25 protein-coding genes and 1 other annotated feature are annotated in these 22,689 nt (G+C 38.4%); of the genes, 1 reads left to right on the top strand and 24 read right to left on the bottom strand.

Going from position 1 to position 22,689, the window contains the following annotated elements; genetic code table 11:
- Positions 1 to 6: 6 nt before the first annotated feature.
- From ccpN to rpsU, 17 genes are all read right to left on the bottom strand, one after another.
- Positions 7 to 636, bottom strand: a complete 630-nt coding sequence (gene ccpN, locus QFZ87_RS09985) for a transcriptional regulator CcpN (RefSeq protein WP_309867751.1) — start codon at positions 634 to 636, stop codon at positions 7 to 9.
- Between the two features lie 146 nt (positions 637 to 782).
- Positions 783 to 2,168, bottom strand: coding sequence for a glycine--tRNA ligase (locus QFZ87_RS09980; protein ID WP_309860581.1), 1,386 nt, complete (start codon positions 2,166 to 2,168; stop codon positions 783 to 785).
- Between the two features lie 100 nt (positions 2,169 to 2,268).
- Positions 2,269 to 2,457 (bottom strand) — a binding site (T-box leader).
- A gap of 50 nt (positions 2,458 to 2,507) precedes the next feature.
- The gene (gene recO / locus QFZ87_RS09975) at positions 2,508 to 3,260 is read right to left on the bottom strand and encodes a DNA repair protein RecO (protein WP_308083138.1); all 753 of its coding nucleotides are present in this window, start codon (positions 3,258 to 3,260) and stop codon (positions 2,508 to 2,510) included.
- Positions 3,261 to 3,294: 34 nt separating this feature from the next.
- Positions 3,295 to 3,438 carry a YqzL family protein gene (locus QFZ87_RS09970; RefSeq protein ID WP_024030127.1) on the bottom strand — a complete coding sequence of 48 codons (144 nt, stop codon included), beginning with the start codon at positions 3,436 to 3,438 and terminating at the stop codon, positions 3,295 to 3,297.
- A gap of 160 nt (positions 3,439 to 3,598) precedes the next feature.
- The gene (era, locus tag QFZ87_RS09965; protein ID WP_309860576.1) at positions 3,599 to 4,519 is read right to left on the bottom strand and encodes a GTPase Era; all 921 of its coding nucleotides are present in this window, start codon (positions 4,517 to 4,519) and stop codon (positions 3,599 to 3,601) included.
- Entirely contained in the window at positions 4,509 to 4,910 is a 402-nt protein-coding gene (locus QFZ87_RS09960) for a cytidine deaminase (RefSeq protein ID WP_309860574.1), read from the bottom strand. The genes era and QFZ87_RS09960 overlap by 11 nt, the downstream gene beginning before the upstream one ends.
- A gap of 211 nt (positions 4,911 to 5,121) precedes the next feature.
- The gene (locus QFZ87_RS09955; RefSeq protein WP_309860572.1) at positions 5,122 to 5,505 is read right to left on the bottom strand and encodes a diacylglycerol kinase family protein; all 384 of its coding nucleotides are present in this window, start codon (positions 5,503 to 5,505) and stop codon (positions 5,122 to 5,124) included.
- Positions 5,489 to 5,959 (bottom strand): rRNA maturation RNase YbeY, encoded by a 471-nt coding sequence (ybeY, locus tag QFZ87_RS09950; RefSeq protein WP_309860570.1) that lies wholly within the window; start codon positions 5,957 to 5,959, stop codon positions 5,489 to 5,491. Before ybeY ends, QFZ87_RS09955 begins: the two co-directional genes overlap by 17 nt.
- Positions 5,956 to 8,130 carry an HD family phosphohydrolase gene (locus QFZ87_RS09945; RefSeq protein ID WP_309860568.1) on the bottom strand — a complete coding sequence of 725 codons (2,175 nt, stop codon included), beginning with the start codon at positions 8,128 to 8,130 and terminating at the stop codon, positions 5,956 to 5,958. Before QFZ87_RS09945 ends, ybeY begins: the two co-directional genes overlap by 4 nt.
- Before the next feature lie 163 nt (positions 8,131 to 8,293).
- The gene (locus tag QFZ87_RS09940; RefSeq protein ID WP_309860566.1) at positions 8,294 to 9,262 is read right to left on the bottom strand and encodes a PhoH family protein; all 969 of its coding nucleotides are present in this window, start codon (positions 9,260 to 9,262) and stop codon (positions 8,294 to 8,296) included.
- Positions 9,259 to 10,452 carry a sporulation protein YqfD gene (yqfD, locus tag QFZ87_RS09935; protein ID WP_309860564.1) on the bottom strand — a complete coding sequence of 398 codons (1,194 nt, stop codon included), beginning with the start codon at positions 10,450 to 10,452 and terminating at the stop codon, positions 9,259 to 9,261. The genes QFZ87_RS09940 and yqfD overlap by 4 nt, the downstream gene beginning before the upstream one ends.
- Positions 10,449 to 10,751: a sporulation protein YqfC gene (yqfC, locus tag QFZ87_RS09930; RefSeq protein WP_309860562.1), complete on the bottom strand. Its 303-nt coding sequence runs from the start codon at positions 10,749 to 10,751 to the stop codon at positions 10,449 to 10,451. Before yqfC ends, yqfD begins: the two co-directional genes overlap by 4 nt.
- A 99-nt stretch (positions 10,752 to 10,850) precedes the next feature.
- On the bottom strand, positions 10,851 to 11,309 hold the full coding sequence (locus QFZ87_RS09925) for a hypothetical protein (protein ID WP_309860560.1): 459 nt from the start codon (positions 11,307 to 11,309) through the stop codon (positions 10,851 to 10,853).
- Positions 11,310 to 11,339: 30 nt separating this feature from the next.
- Positions 11,340 to 12,329 (bottom strand): flotillin-like protein FloA, encoded by a 990-nt coding sequence (floA, locus tag QFZ87_RS09920; RefSeq protein ID WP_309860558.1) that lies wholly within the window; start codon positions 12,327 to 12,329, stop codon positions 11,340 to 11,342.
- Between the two features lie 21 nt (positions 12,330 to 12,350).
- Positions 12,351 to 12,983 (bottom strand): NfeD family protein, encoded by a 633-nt coding sequence (locus QFZ87_RS09915; protein WP_309860556.1) that lies wholly within the window; start codon positions 12,981 to 12,983, stop codon positions 12,351 to 12,353.
- Between the two features lie 123 nt (positions 12,984 to 13,106).
- A complete protein-coding gene (locus tag QFZ87_RS09910) occupies positions 13,107 to 13,550 on the bottom strand; it encodes a GatB/YqeY domain-containing protein (protein WP_308083126.1) in 444 nt (147 codons plus the stop codon).
- A 15-nt stretch (positions 13,551 to 13,565) separates the two neighbouring features.
- Positions 13,566 to 13,739: a 30S ribosomal protein S21 gene (rpsU, locus tag QFZ87_RS09905; protein WP_007087607.1), complete on the bottom strand. Its 174-nt coding sequence runs from the start codon at positions 13,737 to 13,739 to the stop codon at positions 13,566 to 13,568.
- Between the two features lie 217 nt (positions 13,740 to 13,956).
- On the opposite strand from rpsU, the gene QFZ87_RS09900 reads away from it, so the two are divergent.
- Positions 13,957 to 14,889: a Na/Pi symporter gene (locus QFZ87_RS09900; protein ID WP_309860554.1), complete on the top strand. Its 933-nt coding sequence runs from the start codon at positions 13,957 to 13,959 to the stop codon at positions 14,887 to 14,889.
- Positions 14,890 to 14,917: 28 nt separating this feature from the next.
- Here the strand turns inward: QFZ87_RS09900 and deoC are convergent, their stop codons facing one another.
- The 7 genes from deoC to grpE form a co-directional block, all read right to left on the bottom strand.
- On the bottom strand, positions 14,918 to 15,592 hold the full coding sequence (gene deoC, locus QFZ87_RS09895; protein ID WP_309860552.1) for a deoxyribose-phosphate aldolase: 675 nt from the start codon (positions 15,590 to 15,592) through the stop codon (positions 14,918 to 14,920).
- A 124-nt stretch (positions 15,593 to 15,716) separates the two neighbouring features.
- A complete protein-coding gene (mtaB, locus tag QFZ87_RS09890) occupies positions 15,717 to 17,090 on the bottom strand; it encodes a tRNA (N(6)-L-threonylcarbamoyladenosine(37)-C(2))-methylthiotransferase MtaB (RefSeq protein ID WP_309860550.1) in 1,374 nt (457 codons plus the stop codon).
- A 7-nt stretch (positions 17,091 to 17,097) separates the two neighbouring features.
- Positions 17,098 to 17,847 (bottom strand): 16S rRNA (uracil(1498)-N(3))-methyltransferase, encoded by a 750-nt coding sequence (locus QFZ87_RS09885; protein WP_309860548.1) that lies wholly within the window; start codon positions 17,845 to 17,847, stop codon positions 17,098 to 17,100.
- A gap of 107 nt (positions 17,848 to 17,954) precedes the next feature.
- Complete coding sequence (prmA, locus tag QFZ87_RS09880) at positions 17,955 to 18,896, bottom strand: 50S ribosomal protein L11 methyltransferase (protein WP_309860546.1); 942 nt, start codon at positions 18,894 to 18,896, stop codon at positions 17,955 to 17,957.
- A gap of 18 nt (positions 18,897 to 18,914) precedes the next feature.
- A complete protein-coding gene (gene dnaJ, locus QFZ87_RS09875) occupies positions 18,915 to 20,045 on the bottom strand; it encodes a molecular chaperone DnaJ (protein WP_309860544.1) in 1,131 nt (376 codons plus the stop codon).
- Positions 20,046 to 20,191: 146 nt separating this feature from the next.
- Positions 20,192 to 22,018 (bottom strand): molecular chaperone DnaK, encoded by a 1,827-nt coding sequence (dnaK, locus tag QFZ87_RS09870; protein ID WP_309860542.1) that lies wholly within the window; start codon positions 22,016 to 22,018, stop codon positions 20,192 to 20,194.
- A 34-nt stretch (positions 22,019 to 22,052) separates the two neighbouring features.
- Positions 22,053 to 22,643: a nucleotide exchange factor GrpE gene (gene grpE / locus QFZ87_RS09865; RefSeq protein WP_309860539.1), complete on the bottom strand. Its 591-nt coding sequence runs from the start codon at positions 22,641 to 22,643 to the stop codon at positions 22,053 to 22,055.
- Positions 22,644 to 22,689 lie beyond the last annotated feature (46 nt).

The following is a 22,689-nucleotide window of genomic DNA, read 5'->3' as shown; positions in this document are numbered from 1 at the left end:
CTAACCTTATTCATCTCCTAAAGCAACAAAAGCTTTGGTTATATTCGTTTTCGTTATTCTGCCAATTACTTCAAAACCTTTTTCAGATCTCTTCACCACCGGAAGAGCATCGATTTGTTTTTCAATTAATTTCTTGGCAATATCAATCAGTAGATCTTCCCGCTCACACATTGTAATATTAGGCATCCTGGTCATAATAATATTTACAGGTATACTTGTAAGTTCCTGCTTCCCGATACTCGCTCTTAGCAAGTCCTTTCTAGAAAGAACACCAACTAAAAGAGTGCTTTGATCAACTACAAATAATGTTCCCACATCTTCAAGAAACATTGTACATATAGCGTCGTAGACCGAAACATTCTCATTCACTACAACAGGAATGGATTGGTAATCCTTCACATAGATCTTTTGAAGGTTTTCTGTTAATAATTGGGCTCCTGATTTTCCCGTATAAAAATATCCCACACGTGGTCTGGCATCAAGGAAACCAGCCATCGTTAGTATGGCAAGATCAGGTCTTAAGGTTGCTCTGGTCAAACTTAATTGATCCGCGATATGCTCCCCTGTTATCGGCCCATTTTCCTTTACTATTTGTAGAATATGTTCCTGGCGTTTTGTCAGTTCGATTGTCCTCACCACCCTTAGTACGGGTTCCTAATGAACCCTATTCCTATGATAACGTTATACTTTAATAGAAATATTATATACTAATTATCTTAAAGGCGGAAGCATCCCTTTCATGACAAAAAGGTGTGGTTTCCCACACCTTTAATTATTGCAAATTAAAATACCATTTTTTCTTGAAGGAAGCTAACTAAGTCCGCGATTGGGATTCTTGTTTGCTCCATGGTATCACGGTCTCTGACTGTTACCATTTGATCTTCTTTTGAGTCAAAATCATAGGTAATACAGAACGGTGTTCCGATTTCATCATGGCGGCGGTAACGTTTACCGATAGAACCAGCCTCGTCATAATCAACAGTAAAATATTTAGATAATGTAGCAAAAACTTCCTTTGCCTCATCAGATAACTTCTTGGATAACGGAAGAATGGCTGCCTTAAACGGTGCTAGTGCAGGATGAAAATGCATAACTGTTCTAGAAGTACCATCTTCAAGCTCTTCTTCTTCATATGCATCAATTAAAAATGCCAATGTAACGCGATCCGCACCGAGTGATGGTTCGATACAGTAAGGAATATACTTTTCATTCGTTTCCGGATCAAGGTAATGGAAATCCTCACCTGAAAATTCCATATGCTGCTTCAAATCATAATCTGTTCTTGAAGCAACACCCCAAAGCTCACCCCAGCCAAATGGAAACTTATATTCAAAATCTGTTGTTGCATTACTATAGTGAGAAAGTTCATCTTCAGAATGGTCACGCAGTCTTAAATTTTCTTTTGTAAGACCTAAAGAATCTAACCAGCCTTCAGCGAAATTCTTCCAATAATCAAACCATGTAAGCTCTTCTCCTGGTTTACAGAAAAATTCAAGCTCCATTTGTTCGAACTCACGTGTACGGAAGGTAAAATTACCTGGTGTAATTTCGTTGCGGAAGCTTTTTCCAATTTGAGCAATACCAAATGGTAATTTCTTTCTCATTGTACGTTGTACATTTTTAAAGTTTACAAAAATCCCTTGAGCTGTTTCAGGTCGAAGGAAAATCTCATTGGTGCTTGACTCAGTAACCCCTTGGAAGGTTTTAAACATAAGATTAAACTGTCGGATTCCTGTGAAATCATGACTTCCACAATCCGGACATGCTATATTATGCTCTTTGACAAGCTCTTCCATCTTCTCAAACGGTAAGCCATCAACAACCATTTCAATACCTTTTTCATCAAGAGCATTTTCTATTAATTTATCTGCGCGGTGGCGCGCTTTACAGTTTTTACAATCAATCATTGGATCATTAAAGTTTCCAATGTGTCCAGACGCTTCCCATGTTCTTGGATTCATCAGAATACTCGCGTCCAAGCCCACATTGTAAGGGGACTCCTGAACAAACTTCTTCCACCATGCCTGTTTGATATTGTTTTTGAACTCAACACCTAATGGACCGTAATCCCATGTGTTTGCAAGGCCACCATAAATCTCTGACCCCGGAAAAATAAATCCTCTGTGCTTTGCATGTGCAACAATTTGCTCCATCGTTACATTACTCATTTTTATTGCTCCTTTTCTAAAAAATATCTAGCTTTAATGCCTTTAAAACAGGGGAGCCTATTTAAGCAAATAAAAAAACTCCCACCCCTATGCTTAATAGCATAGGGACGAGAGTTACCCGCGGTTCCACCCTATTTGCTGCTTGTAATAGCAGCCTCCTTAAATGTGCCTAATCAACACCAAATTGCTCAGGAACGCCTTCATTAGTGCCCTATACCCTAGCTCTCACCATCCTAGGTTCGCTTTTATAGAGAGAAATCTAATTACTCTTTTCCGTCAATGCAAATATTTTATTATCCAAAATATTAACCAAAACTTCTGCTATTGTCAACATAGCTATCATAAGAGATTACGAAATTGATCCATGGAGTTAAGAAATTTCTTTGTTTTTAAGTGCAGTCCCGAGTACTCTTCATAATATGCGTCAATCACATTTTTTAGTTCGGCCTTCGTTTCTGCTTTAACAGATATATTTCCTAGTCTAGAAAGATCAAAATAATAAAATAGCCTTAATAATTTAACTGTAGCTGGTGATAATTTATAATGGTATCGATCTTTTTCTAAACATCTGTGACAAATAAAGCCGCCTTCCCGAATGGAAAAAGAAAAATGTCCGTCTGTACTGCCGCAAACGGAACATTGATTCAAGACTGGATATAAGCCCATTACATTTAACATTTTCATTTCATAGATATTCATCAGAATATCAGGTTCATAGCCTTCGTTCATGTAGTTCAATGTTTGGAGAAGCAATTCAAAATGAAAAGGGTTTGGTTTTTTTTCGTCGGTGCATTTATCAGTTAATTCAACAATATAACTCGCATACGCAGTTAAGAATATATCTTCACCAATTGACCTTAAGGAAGTAGCAATCTCCCCCTGTTGGAGACTGCCTAATCCAGAACCTCTTTGTACCAAAAAATAACCATGTGTAAAAAGCTGGGTAACGGAAGAAAGGCGGCTGTTGGGCTTTTTAGCGCCTCTCGCCATAACACCTATCTTCCCCCACTCCCTTGTAAATATTGTTATTATTTTATTGGTTTCACCATAATCTGTCGTTCTAATGACGATGCCTTCACACTTTTGAAGCATAAATTTCACCTTCTAAAGTAGTACGAAGACAAACTTATGAAACGGGAAAATCGATTTGTGCTAGCTCTTCATTCAGATTTCCGGGTATTTCTTGGTTTTCCTTCTCAAGCTCTTTGAAGAGAAGATATGTGTCAATATTACCTGTTTGGAGGAATACTTTCCACGTAAAATCCATCATCGAAAACCCCACCTTTCAATATTTAGACTAGCTTTAATTCAATCCCAAACCTTACATTTATCATAGCCTGCCTGCGCAAAAATCATAAGACGAAAAAATTGTTAATGTTGTCCATGCATAATTTGATCTATATCGTAATATTTTAGTTAGGGTTATTGTCTCAATATTCATCTTCATTAAAGCCATAATCACGAAGTTGGGACATTTTGTTACGCCAATCTTTTTGAACTTTTACCCATAACTCTAGGAAAACCTTAGATCCAAGAAGATTTTCAATATCTACCCTGGCACGCTTTCCAATTTCTTTTAACATGCTTCCTTGTTTTCCGATAATAATACCTTTTTGTGAATCTCTCTCCACAATTACAGTTGCCATAACATGAATGATATCCTTGCCCTCTTTACGCTCCATTTTGTCTAAAACAACAGCCAAAGAGTGAGGGATTTCTTCCCTTGTTAAATGCAATGCTTTTTCCCTGATGAGCTCTGTTATGATAAACCGCTCTGGATGATCTGTTACTTGGTCAGCTGGATAGTACTGTGGTCCCTCTGGTAAGAAGGATTTAATTTGATCAAGAAGACGCTCCACATTATTTCCTTCAAGAGCAGATATTGGAACAATTTCTTTGAACGCGTACTTTTCTTGATAAGACTGTATAATTGGCAATAAATCATCTGGATGAATCTGGTCAATTTTATTTATTACAAGAAAGATTGGAGTATTAACTGTTTGGAACTTTTCAAGAATAAATTCTTCACCCCTGCCAAATCCTTCTTCGGCGTTCACCATAAATAATACTAAATCAACTTCTTTTAGTGTATTTTGTGCAACCTTCATCATAAAGTCGCCTAATTTATGTTTTGGTTTATGGATCCCTGGTGTATCAATAAAAATCATTTGAGCGTCATTAAGCGTTAGCACACCTTGAATCTTGTTCCGTGTGGTTTGGGGCTTATCACTCATGATAGCAATTTTCTGTCCAATCACTCGATTTAGAAAGGTTGATTTCCCAACATTGGGGCGCCCAATAATGGAGATAAATCCCGATTTGTATCCGTTTCCATTCCCATTATTCTGCATGTAAGTCCTCCGGAGAAAAGGCACCAGGCAATAATTCTTCGACTGTAATTTCCTGAATATCCCCTTTTAGGTTCGTTAATATAACTTTCATGTCTCTTGGACAAAGTTCGGATATTACTTGTCTACACGCTCCACAAGGAGAACATGGGCGATCTGTATCGGCAACAACGGCGAGCAATTGAAAATTCCGATCACCTTCAGAATAGGCTTTAAATAAAGCTGTGCGTTCTGCGCAGTTGCACATACTATATGCGGCATTTTCAATATTACAACCATGATATACTTTTCCATCTGTTGTTAATAAGGCTGCTCCAACTCCAAATTTGGAATACGGAACATAAGCTTTATCTCTTGCTTTTTTTGCTTCTTCAATTAATTGTTCGATGTTCACTAGCTCTTCTTCCCTTCCAGCAGGTTTCTGCTGTTCCTTTATTTTACATTAAAAACGAGAGAAAATCATTACTTGTAGCGAAAAAGTAATATAAAATTTTTAAAAATTAGAATTTTCTCATAACTCAACTTGTCTAGTAATGAAAGTTGGTAATTCATTTTACCGAATTCCCTGCACCATTTCAAATACATTTAAAATGTTTAATAAATACCTACTTGAATAGCTTAAATATGTATGGAATAAAAATGATACTTCCAACGATCACTGAAAGAACCGCATAAAGGAATACAGCCCCTGCCGCTATATCCTTTGCTTGTTTTGCGAGAGGGTGGTATTCCTTCGTTACGAGATCCACCACCCTTTCAATAGCAGTATTTATTAACTCTAAGGAGAACATACCGCCAATAGCGAAAAGGATGACTATCCATTCCATTCTTGTTATTGAAAAGAAGATGGACAAGAGAAAGACCACTATCGAGCTGATCAAATGAATCCTCATATTCCTCTCTGAATGAAGCGCGGTAAGGATCCCTGTAACAGCATATGAAAATGACCCCAGCAGTGGTTGTGGCTTTCTTTTATCTTGTAAGTCCATACTCGTTAAAAATTTCCTTTTGCAATGTAAACATTTCTTTTTCTTCCTCTTCAGTCATATGATCATATCCTAAGAGATGCAAAAATCCATGTATCGCTAAAAAACCTAACTCTCTTTGAAAGGAATGACCATACTCTTCCGCCTGTTCCCTTGTTTTAGGGACAGAGATGATGATATCTCCTAAGACTCGAGGCATATCCACACCCTTTAGCTCCACTTCACCTTCACCTAGTTCTTCCATAGCAAAAGAAATAACGTCTGTTGGAGTGTCCTTATCACGATACTCTCGGTTTATTTCATGAATTCTTTCATTTGTAACGTATGTTACAGACACTTCACTATGTTCTTCAACATTTAGTTTCTTAGCGGCAAACGCTAAAATCCTTTCCACATCAAGCATTTGTTCTTCAGATAATTCATTCGTCTCGTCAGCACAATCAATTAGTAAAGTCATGCTTCTTTCACCTTCTTCTTTGTCATTTCTGGATATTCAATCCTTGAGTGAAATATCCCTTTCAGTGTTTCACATAACGTATGGGAGACTGTCTCAATCTCTTTTAACGTTATATCACATTCATTTAACTGACCATCTTGAAGCCTGTCTGCAACAATTTTCTTAACGAGTGATTCTATTAATTCCGGCGTAGGTTTCGACAATGAACGAACAGCGGCCTCTACACTATCTGCAATCCCTACAACGGCGGATTCTTTTGTTTGTGCCTTCGGACCAGGATAACGGTAATCATCTTCCTTTATAGCTGTCTCATCTTGAAGTGCCTTATGATAAAAGAATTTTAATAGGGTTGTTCCATGGTGCTGTTCTGCGATATCGACAATTTCTTTTGGCATATGATGTTTTCTGAGTATATGAGAGCCATCAGTGACATGCGCAATAATAATATTTGCACTTTTATCCGGCGGTAGACGGTCATGAGGATTTTCTAAATGCATTTGATTTTCTATGAAAAAGTTTGGTCTTTTCGTCTTACCGATATCATGATAATAACTTCCTACTCTCGCTAAAAGCCCATTCGCTCCTATCGCTTCACATGCCGATTCAGCTAAGTTGGCCACCATCACACTGTGATGATATGTACCAGGAGCTTCCATTAGGATTTTCCTGAGCAGTGGATGATTGGGATTAGAAAGTTCAATCAGCCTCATTGTTGATAAAATTCCAAAACTAGCTTCAAAAAAAGGTAATAATCCTATGGTCAATACCGCAGAACCAATTCCTGAAACAAGGGCTGTAATGAAGTAATTCCCATATTCAACCCCAGAATACTGACCATTGGGTAGAAACATTAACGCCAAAATGGTTAGAAGATTGATCAGAGCAGCAAAGGTACCTGCCTGTAAAATTTTCGAACGTTGATTTTTTTTGCTTAAAAATAAAATCCCCGCAATAGCACTAAACAAAATGTAAATGCCTTCAGAAAAGTTTAGCGTTCCTGCCATTCCCTCATTAAAAAGGAGACTGCCGCAAATCGCCATAATAATGGACATAAAAATCGCAAGCTTCTCGTCAATTAGAATCTTTATTAGCATGCCCCCCATCGCAGCAGGAAATATATAGCCAATACCTCCAAAATTAAATATTTGAAGCATACTTATTATTTTCATAATAAAGATGGAGAGGATAAAGATAATTCCAAATAACAGCAGGTAGGTCTGTCTTTTCTCAGGCAACGATTTCATTTGATAAAAATAATAGTAAATGGCAGAAAGAATAATGGTGACAAGCACTATCAATCCGATAAACGGTTTAAACGATTTTTCTGTGCTTAAAAGTCCTGCCAGCTTAAGTTGACGATAGATATCTTGCGTAATTAATTCCCCTTCTTCAACAATAACCTGACCTTGTAAAATCTTTACAGGTTCTACACTTTCAACCGCTTGATTTCGCAGCTCTTCTGTTGCTGTTGGGTCATAGAATTCATTTTGAATAATAGCATACCTACCAAGCTCAATCGAGGCTATTCTTAGGTTTTCACTAAGTGTTGTATATTTTAACTCCTCTTCCACTCTCTTTTTTGCATTTTCTACCTCATCTGCAGAGATTCTTTTAGTCATTACATTGTTAATGGCTGTCACTGTCATATCTCTTGCAATAGATAGATCCTCATTATTCGCTTGTACTAATGCAGTTAGAACTTGAGTAGAGAGATCCTTTGAAGCACTAGACGTTAATTTTGCTTTTAATCTCGTTACTTTATCCTCCGTACTTGGTTCTTCTTTAATAGGAGTATCTTCTGTTGCCTGTTCAGTCAGCTTCTTTAATTCCTCTTTCATTTCGTTATTTACATCAATTGCTGATTGAAAAATGGAGGTAATTAAATCCACTCTATTTTGAGTATATTCTTTTTTTAATGTATAAACATCTTGTACCTGGTCAAGTGCATCTTCGCGTTTATTTTCAGTACTTTTCTTGTCCTCTACTGTCCCAGGGGAACGAATGGTTTTTTCAGCAACAGAAAATAAGCTTAATTCTAATTTTTCCGGCTTAACATTACTGTACATTGCTGAAAAAAGGACAGAGCCTAATACAAAGAAAAAAAGCAAGCGAAAAAAAGTAATATCGAGCAGCTTTCGGATACGTATAAAGTGTTGCTGTATTTTGTCCAATTAACTCCCCCCGACCACACCATAAAAAATGCTTTGTAATTCCACAAAAAAATACAAATTACTACTAACACGTGTGCTTTATGTAAAATGATAACAGTTTTTCTGGCAACTTTCACGTTTAATGAAAAAAAAGAGGATAAACCCTTATGGTTTATCCCCTTGCTTACTTTTGATTAACTATCTTTTCATAGGCTTGAATGATCTTACCAACTAACGGATGACGTACAACATCACTTTGTTCTAAAAACACAAAGGAAATACCATTCACATTTTGTAATATCTCTTCTGCGACAATTAGCCCAGATTTAGCACCCTTTGGCAAGTCAATTTGGGTTTGGTCACCTGTAATTACCATTTTGGAACCAAAACCAAGTCTAGTCAAAAACATCTTCATTTGTGCATGAGTTGTATTTTGCGCCTCATCCAAAATAACAAAGGCGTCGTCCAATGTACGGCCCCTCATGTATGCTAATGGAGCTATTTCAATGGTTCCCCGTTCAATTAATCTTTGAGTATGTTCTACGCCCAATATATCATTAAGCGCATCGTATAGTGGCCTCAAATAAGGGTCAACCTTTTCCTTTAAGTCCCCAGGTAGAAAGCCAAGACTTTCTCCTGCCTCAACAGCAGGTCTTGTTAGGATGATTTTATTGACGTTACCATTTCGAAGCGCGTTAACAGCCATAACTACGGCTAAATAGGTTTTCCCGGTCCCAGCCGGTCCAATCCCGAAAACAAGGTCATTTTTCTTAATAGCCTGTACATATTGTCTTTGTCCAAGCGTTTTAATTCTAATGGTTTTACCTTTAACGTTTTTCCCAATTTCTTCGTCATATAAATTAACAAAGTAATCAAGCGTTCCTTTGTTCGCCATTTGAATGGCGTATAAAACATCTCTTTGGCTGATGTTAATACCCTTACGAATAACAAAGATTAATCTGTCAATAATTTCTCCTGCCATCGTAACCTTCTCTTCATCACCTGACAAGCTTACAGATTCTCCTCTTGTAATAATGGATACACCAAGCTCTTGTTCAATGGTTTTTAAGTTTTGGTCTGAATTACCGAGAAGCGTAATGGCCTCTGCCGGATTTTCTAGCTGAACATTTATAGTAGTTAATTTTTCTGTCATTCAGGAGTCTCCTTGGAAATTGGTTGTCCGACCGCAATATTTTCAATTATCTTAAAATGAATATCTAGTATAACTTTACCATTTTCATTTGCCTTGTGTAAAATTTTTTCATCTTTTATAATAGCATCTTCATCTAAGTGACTTTTTATTTCTTTTTTTGCCATTTCTAACGCAATTTCCTCAGCCTGTTTAACCGTATTGGTTCGAGTAATTTCCTCCCGTTCACGCAACGTTGTATTTACGTAAGAAATAGGTAATTCCCATCTTAAAAAATGGATTTTATGTGTATTCTCCTCCGTTTCATATTCTTTAAACTCCGGCTTTCCAAAACCCCAAATAGGCACTTTCATATTCCAAAGCAAGAGGGAGTGCTTTTGTTTTTCCTTACCATTATATACTTTAAAGTTACTGACTAGCGGCAATTCAACGTGGCTCTTATACCAGGTTTCACCCCAAACTTCCCCTTTTGCTGCCACCAATTTCGGACTCTCTTCCTGTCCAAACGCACCAGAAACGAGGAGTTGTCCTGCTTCCACATGATCATGAATGTCTACAATCTTTTGGCCTTCTTCAATAAACATTTTTACAATAATAGCCTTCTTTTTAGCAATTAAATTTTGTGGAGACAGAACCTCAGGTTTTTTGGGCTCATTTTTTTCAACTACTTGAAGATGATAGGTTGTCCCTTTTAGTTCCACACCGACCCATGTTAACGCACCAATATTATTCGTTAATTTTCTTTGAATCCCTTCCACATTATCTACAAAAAATTGGACCTTACCTATTTTTACCCCCATCTTGTCCAATTCTTTGCGTATTTGATACTCTGTCGCTGGTTTTGCCCCCTTAATCTCAATTCCCCAAATGACATTTGACAGAAGGAATATAAGGAGTAAAAAAGTAGCTGCTCCAATTAAGAAGCCGCTGTTCTTTAACAATCTCCGTAATAGGAAAGGCGCACCATTTCGCTGTAAAAAAGAGATAGTACATTCACTTTTCCTGGCAAATTTTCTGATTCGGAGAGCGTCCTGAAGTCTCATCTTAAATGTTATGGTCTCAGTACCATGACGTTTTACATTCCAAATATGTAGACCATTTCTTATTAACACATTTATAAACCGCTCAAGCCCCTTTCCTGAAACTCTAACGGTAACCCTGCCATAAAAAAATTCTATCCACTGGTTCTTCATTTTGTACCTCCCGGGTTATCTGATATATAAGTCACCTGATCAATTTTTCCTTGGAGTAAAATTTCTTCAGGTAAGATTGTTTTAATAACAAAAGATTTGCCTTTTATTAATAATTGACCTTGCTTTAACAACAATCGGAGTTCTTTATCAGAAAATGCCAGAAGGCCGCGATGGTTTTCTATATATATATGAATTTGTCCTATCATCGTTATTCGCGGCAAATCCATCATGACATCTTGAGGAAGATCCATTTTAGTAGCCATCCAGTTTCGAACCCGCCCGGCCCATTTTTTTGCCATAAAAAAAGAACCCCCTTTCATCTCATATTTATGAAAAGAAAGGGGGTTCTAGCACAATTTTTTCTATTTAGATACACATGTTGCTTTAATCTAATCTATTTATCTTCTTTTTGAAAAATAAGGTCTTTTTGCGCGCGGTTCACCAAGAATTTCTGACCAAATGATTCCATTAACAATCGTATTCGCATCTGGATTTTCTAAAGCAACAGGGATAGTTTTTTCCTGCTGGTTCACTTTCGTAGTAGGGGCTATCACTCGTTCAGCCTGTTGCCGAGTTACTGCCATTCTAGTACGACTAGCTTCTGACTCTTGCCTCACTTGAACATATTCTTTTTCAAGATTTTTTATTAAGTTTTGCGGCACTTCTGTATGTGTCTTCGTTTCAACGGAGAAGGTTTCTCTTGGTTTTTCATTGGTATATTCATCAAAAAGCGTTCGAATATCTTTCATGTTACCTACGGAAAAAGGCTTATTTCGTGACTTTCCTTGGGTGCTTTTTGTTTTACCAAAGATTGTTGAGATCACGCCGACAATGATTAAGAATAGTATCGTTTCCAAATCCTACCCTCCTTTTTTAATTAAAGTGGGTTATTGGTCGTCTTTTTTCTCACCTGTTATTTTTCCGATGGATCCTCTCATATCTGTATCAGCAGAAATATTTTTAATGTTCATATAATCCATTACACCGATATTACCAGACTTAAGTGCTTCTGCCATTGCCAGAGGGACCTCTGCTTCTGCTTCCACTACTTTGGCTCTCATTTCCTGAACCTTGGCTTTCATTTCTTGTTCTAGAGCTACTGCCATCGCTCGGCGTTCTTCTGCTTTCGCTTGTGCAATTTTTTTATCCGCTTCCGCCTGTTCTGTTTGAAGTTCAGCACCTATATTCTTACCGATATCAACGTCAGCAATATCGATCGATAAGATTTCAAACGCTGTACCTGCATCAAGTCCTTTGGAAAGGACTGTTTGTGAAATAAGATCAGGGTTCTCAAGTACCTTACTGTGACTATCTGATGAACCAATGGTAGAGACCACCCCTTCACCAACACGAGCAACGACGGTTTCTTCCCCTGCCCCACCAACTAGTCGCTCAATATTAGCACGAACAGTAATTCTTGCCTTCGCTTTAACCTCAATACCATTCATCGCAACACCCGCAATAAATGGTGTTTCAATGACTTTCGGGTTAACGCTCATTTGAACGGCCTCTAGCACATCACGACCTGCAAGATCAATTGCTGCACAGCGCTCAAATGATAATTCTATATTTGCCCTGTGGGCAGCTATAAGAGCATTTACGACCCGATCCACATTTCCACCAGCTAGGTAATGACTTTCTAGTTGATTAGTTGTAACATTGAGGCCTGCTTTATGTGCTTTTATTAGAGGGTTAACGACCCTGCTCGGGGTTACCCTTCTTAGCCTCATTCCAACTAATGTAAAGATACTGATTCGAACACCGGCTGCCAGTGCTGAAATCCACAGCATAACAGGGACAAATGATAATAATATCCCTAAAAAGATAAGTGCAATAATGACAATAGCAATAATAAAAATTGTTCCACTACCTACCATTCTAAATACCCCCTTCATTTTTTATACTTCTCTTACAACAATTCGGGCTCCTTCTACCTTAATGACTGTTACCTTTGCATTCTGCTCGATGAAACCGCCTTCACTTACCACATCTATTCTTTCGTTATTAATGATAACAGTCCCTGCCGGTCGAAGAATGGTCAATGCTTTACCCTCCATTCCTAACAGGTCTGTACGGTTCACATTAGAAACATACCCATCTTCTTTCCTCGCTGTCTCGAATAGTACCATTTTATTAAAGAGAACAAGCTTTTTGTTAAGTACTTTTATCATAATAAAGAAAACGCTTATAGAAACGAACAAGGCAATTAAAATAGAGACTCCTATTTGGAGGGCATCTTCCCCAGCTAAAAAAAGGCTTAAAATTAATGCAGCGACGCCAAGGGTACCAGAAACAGCTCCCGGTAGAAAGAACTCTAAGAAGATAAGAAGGATTCCTGCTACAAATAGGGTTAATGTCCCGTATCCAGCCAGCCCTGCTTGAAAATGCCCATAAAAGAATAGCAATAGTGCAGCTACCCCAATGAAACCAGCGATACCAAATTTCTGTGAAAATAGCTCTAAGACGATTCCAACTCCAGCAATCGTTAACAGAACCGTTACAACAATCGGGTCAGTAAGAAATGCGATCATTCATATCCCCCTCTCTCCCTTTCATCCTGACTCTACTTATTACGTTTTAACATGTAAAAAGTTTCATAAATATATATGTAAAAAGACCGATAGCTGAAAGCCATCGATCTTTGTGTCAGAATACTATGAAAGGTGTTGTTGTACAAGTTTATTTACAAGCGATCCGTCTGCTTTACCTTTAACTTTAGGCATGATAGCAGCCATCACTTTTCCCATTTCCGCTTTTGATTTTGCACCGACTTCTGAAATTGTTTCTGTTACAATCTCAGACAGCTCTTCTTCTGAAAGCTGTTTCGGTAAATACAGTTCGACAATTGCCAACTCTGTACGCAATTTCTCAACTAGATCTTCACGACCAGCCTTATCAAATTCATGGAGGGAGTCTTTGCGTTGTTTTACTTCGCGAGAAAGGACCGTTAACTCTGCATCTTCGGGAAGCTCTGTTCCAAGCTTAATAGCTTCATTTTGCAACGAAGCTTTAACCATCCGAATGACTGAGAGTTTGTCTTTTTCCTTGTTTTTCATCGCTTGTTTCATATCATTATTTAAACGCTCGAGAAGACTCATGTATTACACCCTCTCTTAAAACTTACGTTTTCTAGCTGCTTCAGACTTTTTCTTACGTTTAACACTTGGCTTTTCATAAAATTCGCGCTTTCTTGCCTCTTGCAAAGTACCAGTTTTTGATACTGTACGTTTGAAGCGACGAAGAGCATCTTCAAGCGATTCGTTTTTACGAACGACGGTTTTAGACATTCTCTTTCCCTCCCTCCGAAACACAACACACTTACATTCAATCCATGTACCTTGCAATTATAATATAACCTTGAAACAAGGTCAACTGAATTTCTTGTTGATAGAACATGCTTTTTAAAATTTTTAAGAAATTGATGAAGGTCTGTCCCTTTTTCCATTGAAAAGTGGCATGTCCCTTTGGCAATGACCATACAATGAGGTGAGGGGGGCCTAAAACATGCTATACATATTATTATTTATTCTTTGTATTTTAATATTTATTTTTGGAATGACAATAATAAGATTTGGCTTATTCAATTTATCAGCTAACAAACTAAAATCGTGGCTAATCAAGTTAACCAGCTCACCATTAAAAGGTATGCTGACAGGCACATTTATTACGGCCCTTTTACAAAGCAGCTCAGCAGTAATGGTTATTACGATCGGATTAATTTCTGCAAGAATCATGACCTTTCCTCAGTCGATTGGAATTATTCTTGGAACCAATATTGGGACTACCTTTAAGACAGAACTTATTACCTTTAATATTGATGCAGCTTTAGTACCAATAGCTGTAAGTGGGGCATTCCTAATATTATTTAAAAACAAAAAGGCTCGAAGTATTGGGATGCTTCTTTTTGGGATTGCTTCTGTGTTTACGGCCATGAAGGGTTTTGAACTACTGGCACAACCATTAACATCCATGAACTTCATTCATAACTTTATCTTATCTATTAATGATCATATCTTTTTAAGTTTATTAACAGGGACAATCATTACAGCTATTATCCAATCAAGTACAGCCATGACTGGGATTGCCATGGGCTTTTTAACAGCTGGTTTGTTACAGCTTGATGCTGGAATCGCGATTGTGCTTGGTGCTAATATTGGTACATGTATTACAGCAGTGATCGCTTCTATAGGTGGCGGTAAAGAATCCCGATTGGCAGCATTTGCACATGTTTGGTTAAATGTCTTCGGGGTCTTGTTGTTTATTCCGCTGATACCCATGCTTAATGAGCATGCCAACCTGCTGGCAAGTCGCATCGAGGTTCAGTTAGCACATATAAGTGTGATTTTTAATATTGCCACATCGTTACTAGTCTTACCTTTTGCAGAGAAATTTGGAAAAATGATTTTATTTTTTCATGACAGACAGCCTAAAATATAAAGAAAAGACGGCGTTTTAGGCCGTCTTTTTAGTATGCTGAGGTAACTGTGAGTCCTTTTATTATATCCACACTTGAACTTGCACCGATTCTTGTAGCGCCTGCTTCAATCATTTTTTGCGCATCCTCTGTGCTTCTTACACCACCGGATGCCTTGACTCCAATCGTAGGCCCCACCGTTTTACTCATAAGAGCAATGTCATCAAACGTTGCGCCACCCGTTGAAAATCCTGTTGAGGTTTTAACATAATCTGCCCCCGCTTTAACGGATAACTCACAGGCGCGAATTTTTTCTTCCTTTGTTAGGAGACTTGTTTCAATAATCACTTTAGTCAGTGCCTTGCCTTTTGCTGCTTCGACAACGGCCCTAATATCACTTTCTACCAAGGTATCGTTTTGGCCCTTAAGTGCACCGATATTAATTACCATATCAACTTCATCAGCACCGTTTTCAATCGCATTTTTGGTTTCAAATGCCTTAGTTTCTGATGTTGATGCCCCTAATGGAAATCCAATAACAGTACAGACTTTTACTCCACTGTTTTTTACTAATTCCTTCGAGGTTCGTACCCACACTGGATTCACACAAACTGAAAAGAATTTATTTTCTATCGCCTCTTGGCACAATTTCTCTACTTGTTCTTTCGTCGCTTCTGGTTTTAGCAAAGTGTGATCTATCATTGCAGCAACATTCGTCGTAGCCATATGCTTTTATTCCCTCCGATTTCACTTCGAAATGAAAACACTCTTAGGTGGTTCAGAAAGAAATATTTTTGCTGCTAAAGGTAGTATGCCCTACTCAAACTAAAAAAAGAACCCAAATGGGTCCTTAAATAGCAGCTTCTTCTTTAGTAAAAACTTCTTCCTTCACTGATGCCGTATCTTCTATTACTCGGACAAATTGTCCCTCATTGTAAGGGTAACCAGCTTTAGTAATTTTTACTTTTACAATTTTACCAACCATATCTTCAGTAGCAGGAAAAACTACTTTTAGGTAATTATCGGTATAACCAACATACATACCTGTCACTCCTGCTTCTTTGTATTCCTCTTCTGGAATGACTTCTAATACTTCGCCCTCAAATTGAGAAGCATATTCCTTAGCCAGCTGGTCAGAAAGAGAAATCAACCGGTGAACCCGCTCATTCTTCACTTCTTCATCTACTTGGTCTTCCATACGCGCAGCTGGCGTTCCTGTACGTTTAGAATAAGGGAATACGTGTAATTCTGAGAATTTATGGTCTTTAATAAAATTAAATGTTTCCATAAATTCTTCTTCTGTTTCACCAGGGAATCCAACAATTACATCTGAAGTAACAGCAAGCCCTGGAAGCACTTCTTTAAGTCGCTCCAGTCTTTCTCCAAAGAATTCCATCGTATATTTACGTCGCATTCTTTTTAAGACAGAATTTGAACCGGATTGCAATGGAATGTGTAAATGACGGACGACGATATTTGAATGTTTAATGACTTCAATCACTTCATCCGTAATCTGACTCGCTTCGATGGAAGAGATGCGAAGACGCTCAATTCCTTTAACTTGAGCCTCTAAATCATGGAGCAGCAAAGCAAGGTTATAATCCTTCATGTCTTCTCCGTAACCGCCAGTATGAATACCTGTTAACACGATTTCTTTATACCCAGCATCCACTAGCTGCTGCGCTTGACGAATGACTTCTTTTGGATCCCGTGATCTCATCAACCCTCTTGCCCAGGGAATAATACAGAAAGTACAGAAATTATTACAGCCTTCTTGAATCTTTAAAGATGCGCGTGTTCGATCAGTAAAAGAAGGAACATCTAGCTCTTCATACACTCGATTCTTCATAATATTCCCAACACCATTAATAGGTTGTCGTTCTGCTTTATATTGCTCAATATATTCAAGCATTTTCACACGGTCTTGTGTACCTACAACAATATCAACACCTGGGATAGCCATGATTTCTGCAGGCGATGTTTGAGCATAACAACCTGTTACACAAATAACCGCATCAGGATTCTTTCTTACAGCACGACGAATCACTTGACGGCTTTTCTTATCGCCTGTATTGGTTACTGTACATGTATTAATAATATATACGTCGGAGATGGATTCAAATTCCACTCTCTCGTAGCCTTCTTGTTTAAACAACTGCCAAATTGCTTCAGTTTCATAATGGTTCACTTTACATCCAAGTGTATGAAACGCGACTGTTGCCATTGGAACCTCACCTCAATAATTCAAAATGATAGGAAATAGCCGCCAGTGTATACAGTGGAGCTGTTTCCGTTCGTAAAATACGTGGGCCTAACCCGCAAAGTTTAAACCCATGTTCCTGTAATAACTCTACCTCTTCATCTGCTAAACCGCCTTCTGGTCCGAAAACGATAAGAAGGGACTCCCCTTGTTTCATTTGCTTCAAAGTAGAAGCAAAAACAGAGGCCTCCCCTTTTCTACTTTCTTCTTCAAAGGCAGCCAATTTATATTGGTATTCCTTACTTTTTCCCAATAAAGCTTTAAATGTCATCGGGCTAATAATTTCTGGCATTACCGCACGATGGGATTGTTCAGCAGCTTCTTTGGCAATTTTCTGCCATCTATCTATTTTTTTCGCTGCTTTTTTTTCATCCCACTTCACTACTGAACGAGCAGCAGAAAAGGGGAGGAACTGATGTGCCCCTAATTCAGTACCTTTTTGAATAATCCATTCTAGCTTGTCCCTCTTGGGCAGGCCGCTAGCAATTGTAATTGTAATCGGTAGTTCAGGAGACTCTTCTTTCCATTGTACAACGTCTGCAACGACTCTTTCATCGGTAATTTCTGCAAGCCTGCAAACAGCCTGTTTCCCTTCAGGATCAACACAAATGATTTGATCGTCTATTTGCATGCGCATAACCTTTACGATATGATGACGGTCTTCCTCATCAATTAAAAAACGATCATCATTTGCTCGTTGTTTAACAAAGTAACGTTGCACACAATGCACCCTCTCTAAAACATTTTACTCTTTATTTTACTAAAGAAGCGGTTAATTTAAAAGGTGGAAATGAAAAAAAGGGGAATAACCACCCCTTTTTTCCATCACTATATCCTTTTTGCAATAATTGCAACCCAGTCTTCCATTAAGATTGTTTCTAAAATTTCAAATCCTGAGTTCACTAATGCTTCTTTAACTTGATCTTTTTTCTGCTTAATAATGCCTGATGTAATAAAAGCACCACCCTGCTTAATCACACGGGCTGCGTCATCAGTAAACCGCAAAATAACTTCAGCTAAGATATTGGCAACTATAACATCTGCTGAATTTTCCTCAACATTGTCCAACAGGTTATTTTGGGAAATCGTAACTGATGGGTGCACTTTATTAAGCTTAATATTAAGCCTTGCCTGCGTAACTGCTACTTCATCTAGATCGAAGGCCCTAACATCTTCTGCACCAAGCATGGCAGCTGCTATGCTCAATACACCGGATCCTGTCCCTACATCAATTACTCGGTCTCCAGGCCTAACAGTTCGTTCTATAGCTTGAATACACATTACGGTGGTTGGATGTGTTCCAGTACCAAAGGCCATACCTGGATCCAATTCAATAATTAGTTCATCACTGCTGACCGGAGTATATTCCTCCCATGTAGGAACGATCGTAAACTTTTCGGATATTTTAACAGGGTTATAATACTTCTTCCAAGCTGTTGCCCATTCTTCTTCATTCACTTCACTAATAGTTACTTTGTTTAAGCCGATATCAATATTATAAATAATTAAGTTATTGATTGATTCTTTTATGGCATCAACGGTTTCACCAAGGAAGCTGTTAACGGGTAAATAAGCTTTGACGATTACCCCTTCCTCAGGGTAATCATCGGGATTTAGTTGGTAGATTTCTCCGAATTGATCTTCCCTTTCTTTCGTCAACTCGAATGGATCTTCAATGACTACACCGCTCGCCCCAGCTTCATGCAAAATATGAGAAATAGGTTCAATCGCCTCATTTGTTGTGTGAATACTGATTTCAGACCATTTCACATCTACCAACTCCAATCCTTACTCGCTTTTAAATGCACGTTTTACTTTTGAGAAGAAGCTTTCTTCGTGTTCACCAATTGGTGAATTACCGCTTAGTTCTGCAAATTCTTTAAGAAGTTGCTTTTGTTTGTCTGATAGCTTAGTTGGGGTGATAATTCGCACGATAATGTACTGATCACCTACACCATAGCCACGGACATTTGGAACACCCTTACCCTTAAGACGGAATTTTTTACCTGTTTGTGTACCAGCTGGAACCTTCAGTTTAACTTTCCCATGAAGAGTAGGTACTTCAATCTCATCGCCTAGAGATGCTTGAACAAAGGTGATTGGCATTTCACAGTAAATATCGTCGCCATCTCTTTCAAAAAACTCATGTGGACGGACATGGAAAACTACATAAAGATCTCCAGCTGGTCCCCCATTCATTCCCGCTTCCCCTTGGCCAGATACTCGAAGTTGCTGACCATCATCAATACCAGCAGGAATTTTAACGTGAATTTTCTTACGTTTCTTTACCTTACCAGCACCACCGCAGGTTGAACATTTGTGTTTGATTTCTTTTCCGGTACCATTACAATAATGACATGTACGGCGATTCACAATCCTGCCAAATGGAGTATTTTGCTCCACATTTAATTGACCTGATCCATGGCAGTGATTACATGTTTCAGGATTCGTACCAGGTTTAGCACCTGAACCATTACATGTTTCGCATGTTTCTTCCCGAGGGATTTCAATATCGGTTTCTTTTCCAAATGCTGCTTCTTCAAAAGAAACTGTCATTGTATACTGGAGGTCAGCACCTTGTCTAGGTGCATTAGGGTCACGTCTTCTTGAGCCGCCGCCACCTCCGAAGAAAGTATTAAAGATATCTTCAAATCCACCAAAGCCGCCACCAAAATCAGCGCCGCCCCCGAATCCTTGATTCGGATCCGTATGACCGAATTGATCATAATGCGCCTTTTTTTGATCATCGCTTAATACTTCATATGCTTCCGCAATTTCCTTAAACTTATCTGCCGCATCAGGCTCTTTATTAATATCAGGATGATATTGTTTAGAGAGCTTACGATACGCTTTTTTTATCTCATCCTTTGAAGCACTCTTACTGACACCAAGCACTTCATAGTAATCCCGTTTACTCATGATTACCACTCCCGAATCTTTCACATAAAGATTATTCTATCACCCATAAGATGTAGATTGCAATAAAATACTTTTCCTTAGTACAGAGAAAAAGCCAAAGCCCTTAGACTGACTTTGACTTTTTCTCTTGTTAGTTAGCCAACAACTTATTTGTCGTCTTTTACTTCTTCGAATTCCGCATCAACTACATCGTCTTTGCCACCCGCATTACCTGCTTCTTGGCCTGCTTGTTGTTGAGCTTGTGCGGCTTGTTCATACAGTTTAACAGTTAAAGCTTGAACGATTTCTTGAAGTGCATCCTTCTTCGAACGAATTTCATTAAGGTCGTTTTTCTCGATCGCTTGCTTTAATTCATCCTTAGCTTCGTTTGCTTTAGCAACTTCAGCAGCGTCTACCTTACCTTCAAGATCTTTTACTGTTTTTTCAGTTTGGAATACTAACTGATCTGCTTCATTACGCAGCTCCACTTCTTCTTTACGCTGCTTATCTGCTTCTGCGTTTTCTTCCGCTTCTCTAACCATTTTTTGGATTTCTTCATCAGAAAGTCCTGTAGATGATTTAATCGTAATTTGTTGTTCTTTATTTGTGCCAAGATCTTTCGCACGAACATTTACAATACCGTTTTTATCAATATCGAAAGTAACCTCGATTTGTGGAATGCCACGTGGTGCTGGTGGGATATCCGATAACTGGAAACGGCCAAGCGTTTTGTTGTTTGCTGCCATTGGGCGTTCCCCTTGAAGGACATGGATATCAACAGCTGTTTGGTTATCCGCAGCAGTCGAGAATACTTGTGATTTAGATGTTGGAATCGTTGTATTACGATCAATTAACTTAGTGAATACTCCACCCATTGTTTCAATACCGAGTGAAAGAGGAGTTACGTCAAGTAATACTACGTCTTTTACATCACCCGTAATGACTCCACCTTGAATAGCAGCACCCATCGCTACTACTTCATCTGGATTCACTCCACGATGAGGCTCTTGTCCAGTAGCCTTTTTAATCGCTTCTTGGACAGCTGGAATACGAGTTGAACCACCAACAAGGATTACCTTATCAATTTGTGAAGCCGTTAATCCTGCATCGCTTAACGCTTGACGAGTTGGACCCATTGTCCGTTCAACAAGAGGAGCGGATAACTCATCAAATTTCGCTCTTGACATAGTCACTTCAAGGTGAAGTGGACCAGCAGCCCCAGCTGTGATAAACGGTAAAGAAATTTGTGTGGATGTTACACCAGAAAGATCTTTTTTCGCTTTTTCAGCCGCATCTTTTAAACGCTGTAAAGCCATTTTATCTTGTGAAAGGTCAATGCCATTTTCTTTTTTGAACTGCTTAACAAGGTAATCAATAATAACTTGGTCAAAATCATCTCCACCAAGACGATTATCACCTGCAGTTGATTTTACTTCGAAAACACCGTCACCTAATTCAAGGATAGAAACGTCAAATGTACCGCCACCAAGGTCGTAAACTAAAATAGTTTGATCTTGGTCTGTCTTATCCAAACCATAGGCAAGTGCAGCTGCTGTAGGCTCATTGATAATACGCTCTACTTCTAGACCAGCAATTTTTCCAGCATCCTTTGTTGCTTGACGCTCTGCATCGTTAAAGTAAGCTGGTACTGTAATAACAGCCTTTGTCACAGGTTCGCCAAGATAATCTTCAGCATAAGATTTTAAATATTGAAGAATGATAGCTGAAAGTTCTTGTGGCGTATAATCCTTGCCTTCAATTCCAACTTTATAGTTCGTACCCATATGACGTTTAATGGACATGATCGTATTTGGGTTTGTGATAGCTTGACGCTTTGCTACTTCCCCAACCTGACGCTCGCCATTTTTAAACGCAATAACAGATGGAGTTGTTCGATTACCTTCTGGATTAGGAATAACTTTTGGCTCTCCGCCTTCAAGTACAGACACACAAGAGTTTGTTGTTCCAAGGTCAATACCAATAATTTTACTCATTGCCTTTTCCTCCTAAAAAAATAATATGTAGTCTTTATTGATTTACTTTTACCATGGATGGTCGAATCACTCGATCCTTTAGCAAATAACCTTTTTGAAATTCATCAGTAACAATGTTAGAACCAAAGTTTTCATCTTCCCCCTGCATAACTGCTTGGTGTTGATGCGGGTCAAATTCTTTACCCACTGCTTCGATTGGTTCCACACCTTCCTTTTTCAAGGCATCTACCAAACTTCGGTATACCATATCCATCCCTTGAAGTAATGCTTTTGTTTGTTCATTGTCTGCCTCAACCTGCATTGCTCTTTCAAAGTTGTCTAATGCAGGTAGTAAATCAGTAATAAGTTTCTGTGCTCTATATTTTTCGCTCGCTTCTAAATCTAATCTAGTGCGACGACGGAAATTATCAAAATCGGCTTGAAGACGTAAATAACGATTATCTGCTTCCTCTAACTTATCCTTAAGCACTTGGATTTGTTTTACATACTCCTCACCAGGGTCTACCGAGGTTTCATCTAAAATTTGCTCTTCATTTAAAACCGCTTGATCCTCGGTAAGTTCAACTTGGTCAGCACTCTCGATTTCTACTTCTTCATTCAATGAATTGGTTTTTTCATTTGTCAACTTACTCACCTCCCTTAAAGCATCTACTATTTATAGTCAAATTATT

The organism is Bacillus sp. SLBN-46 (genome assembly GCF_031453555.1).
In the GTDB taxonomy this organism is placed as follows: Bacteria; Bacillota; Bacilli; order Bacillales; family Cytobacillaceae; genus Neobacillus.
Note: the sequence above shows the minus strand (reverse complement) of the source record. Positions and strands in the feature narration are given on the sequence as shown.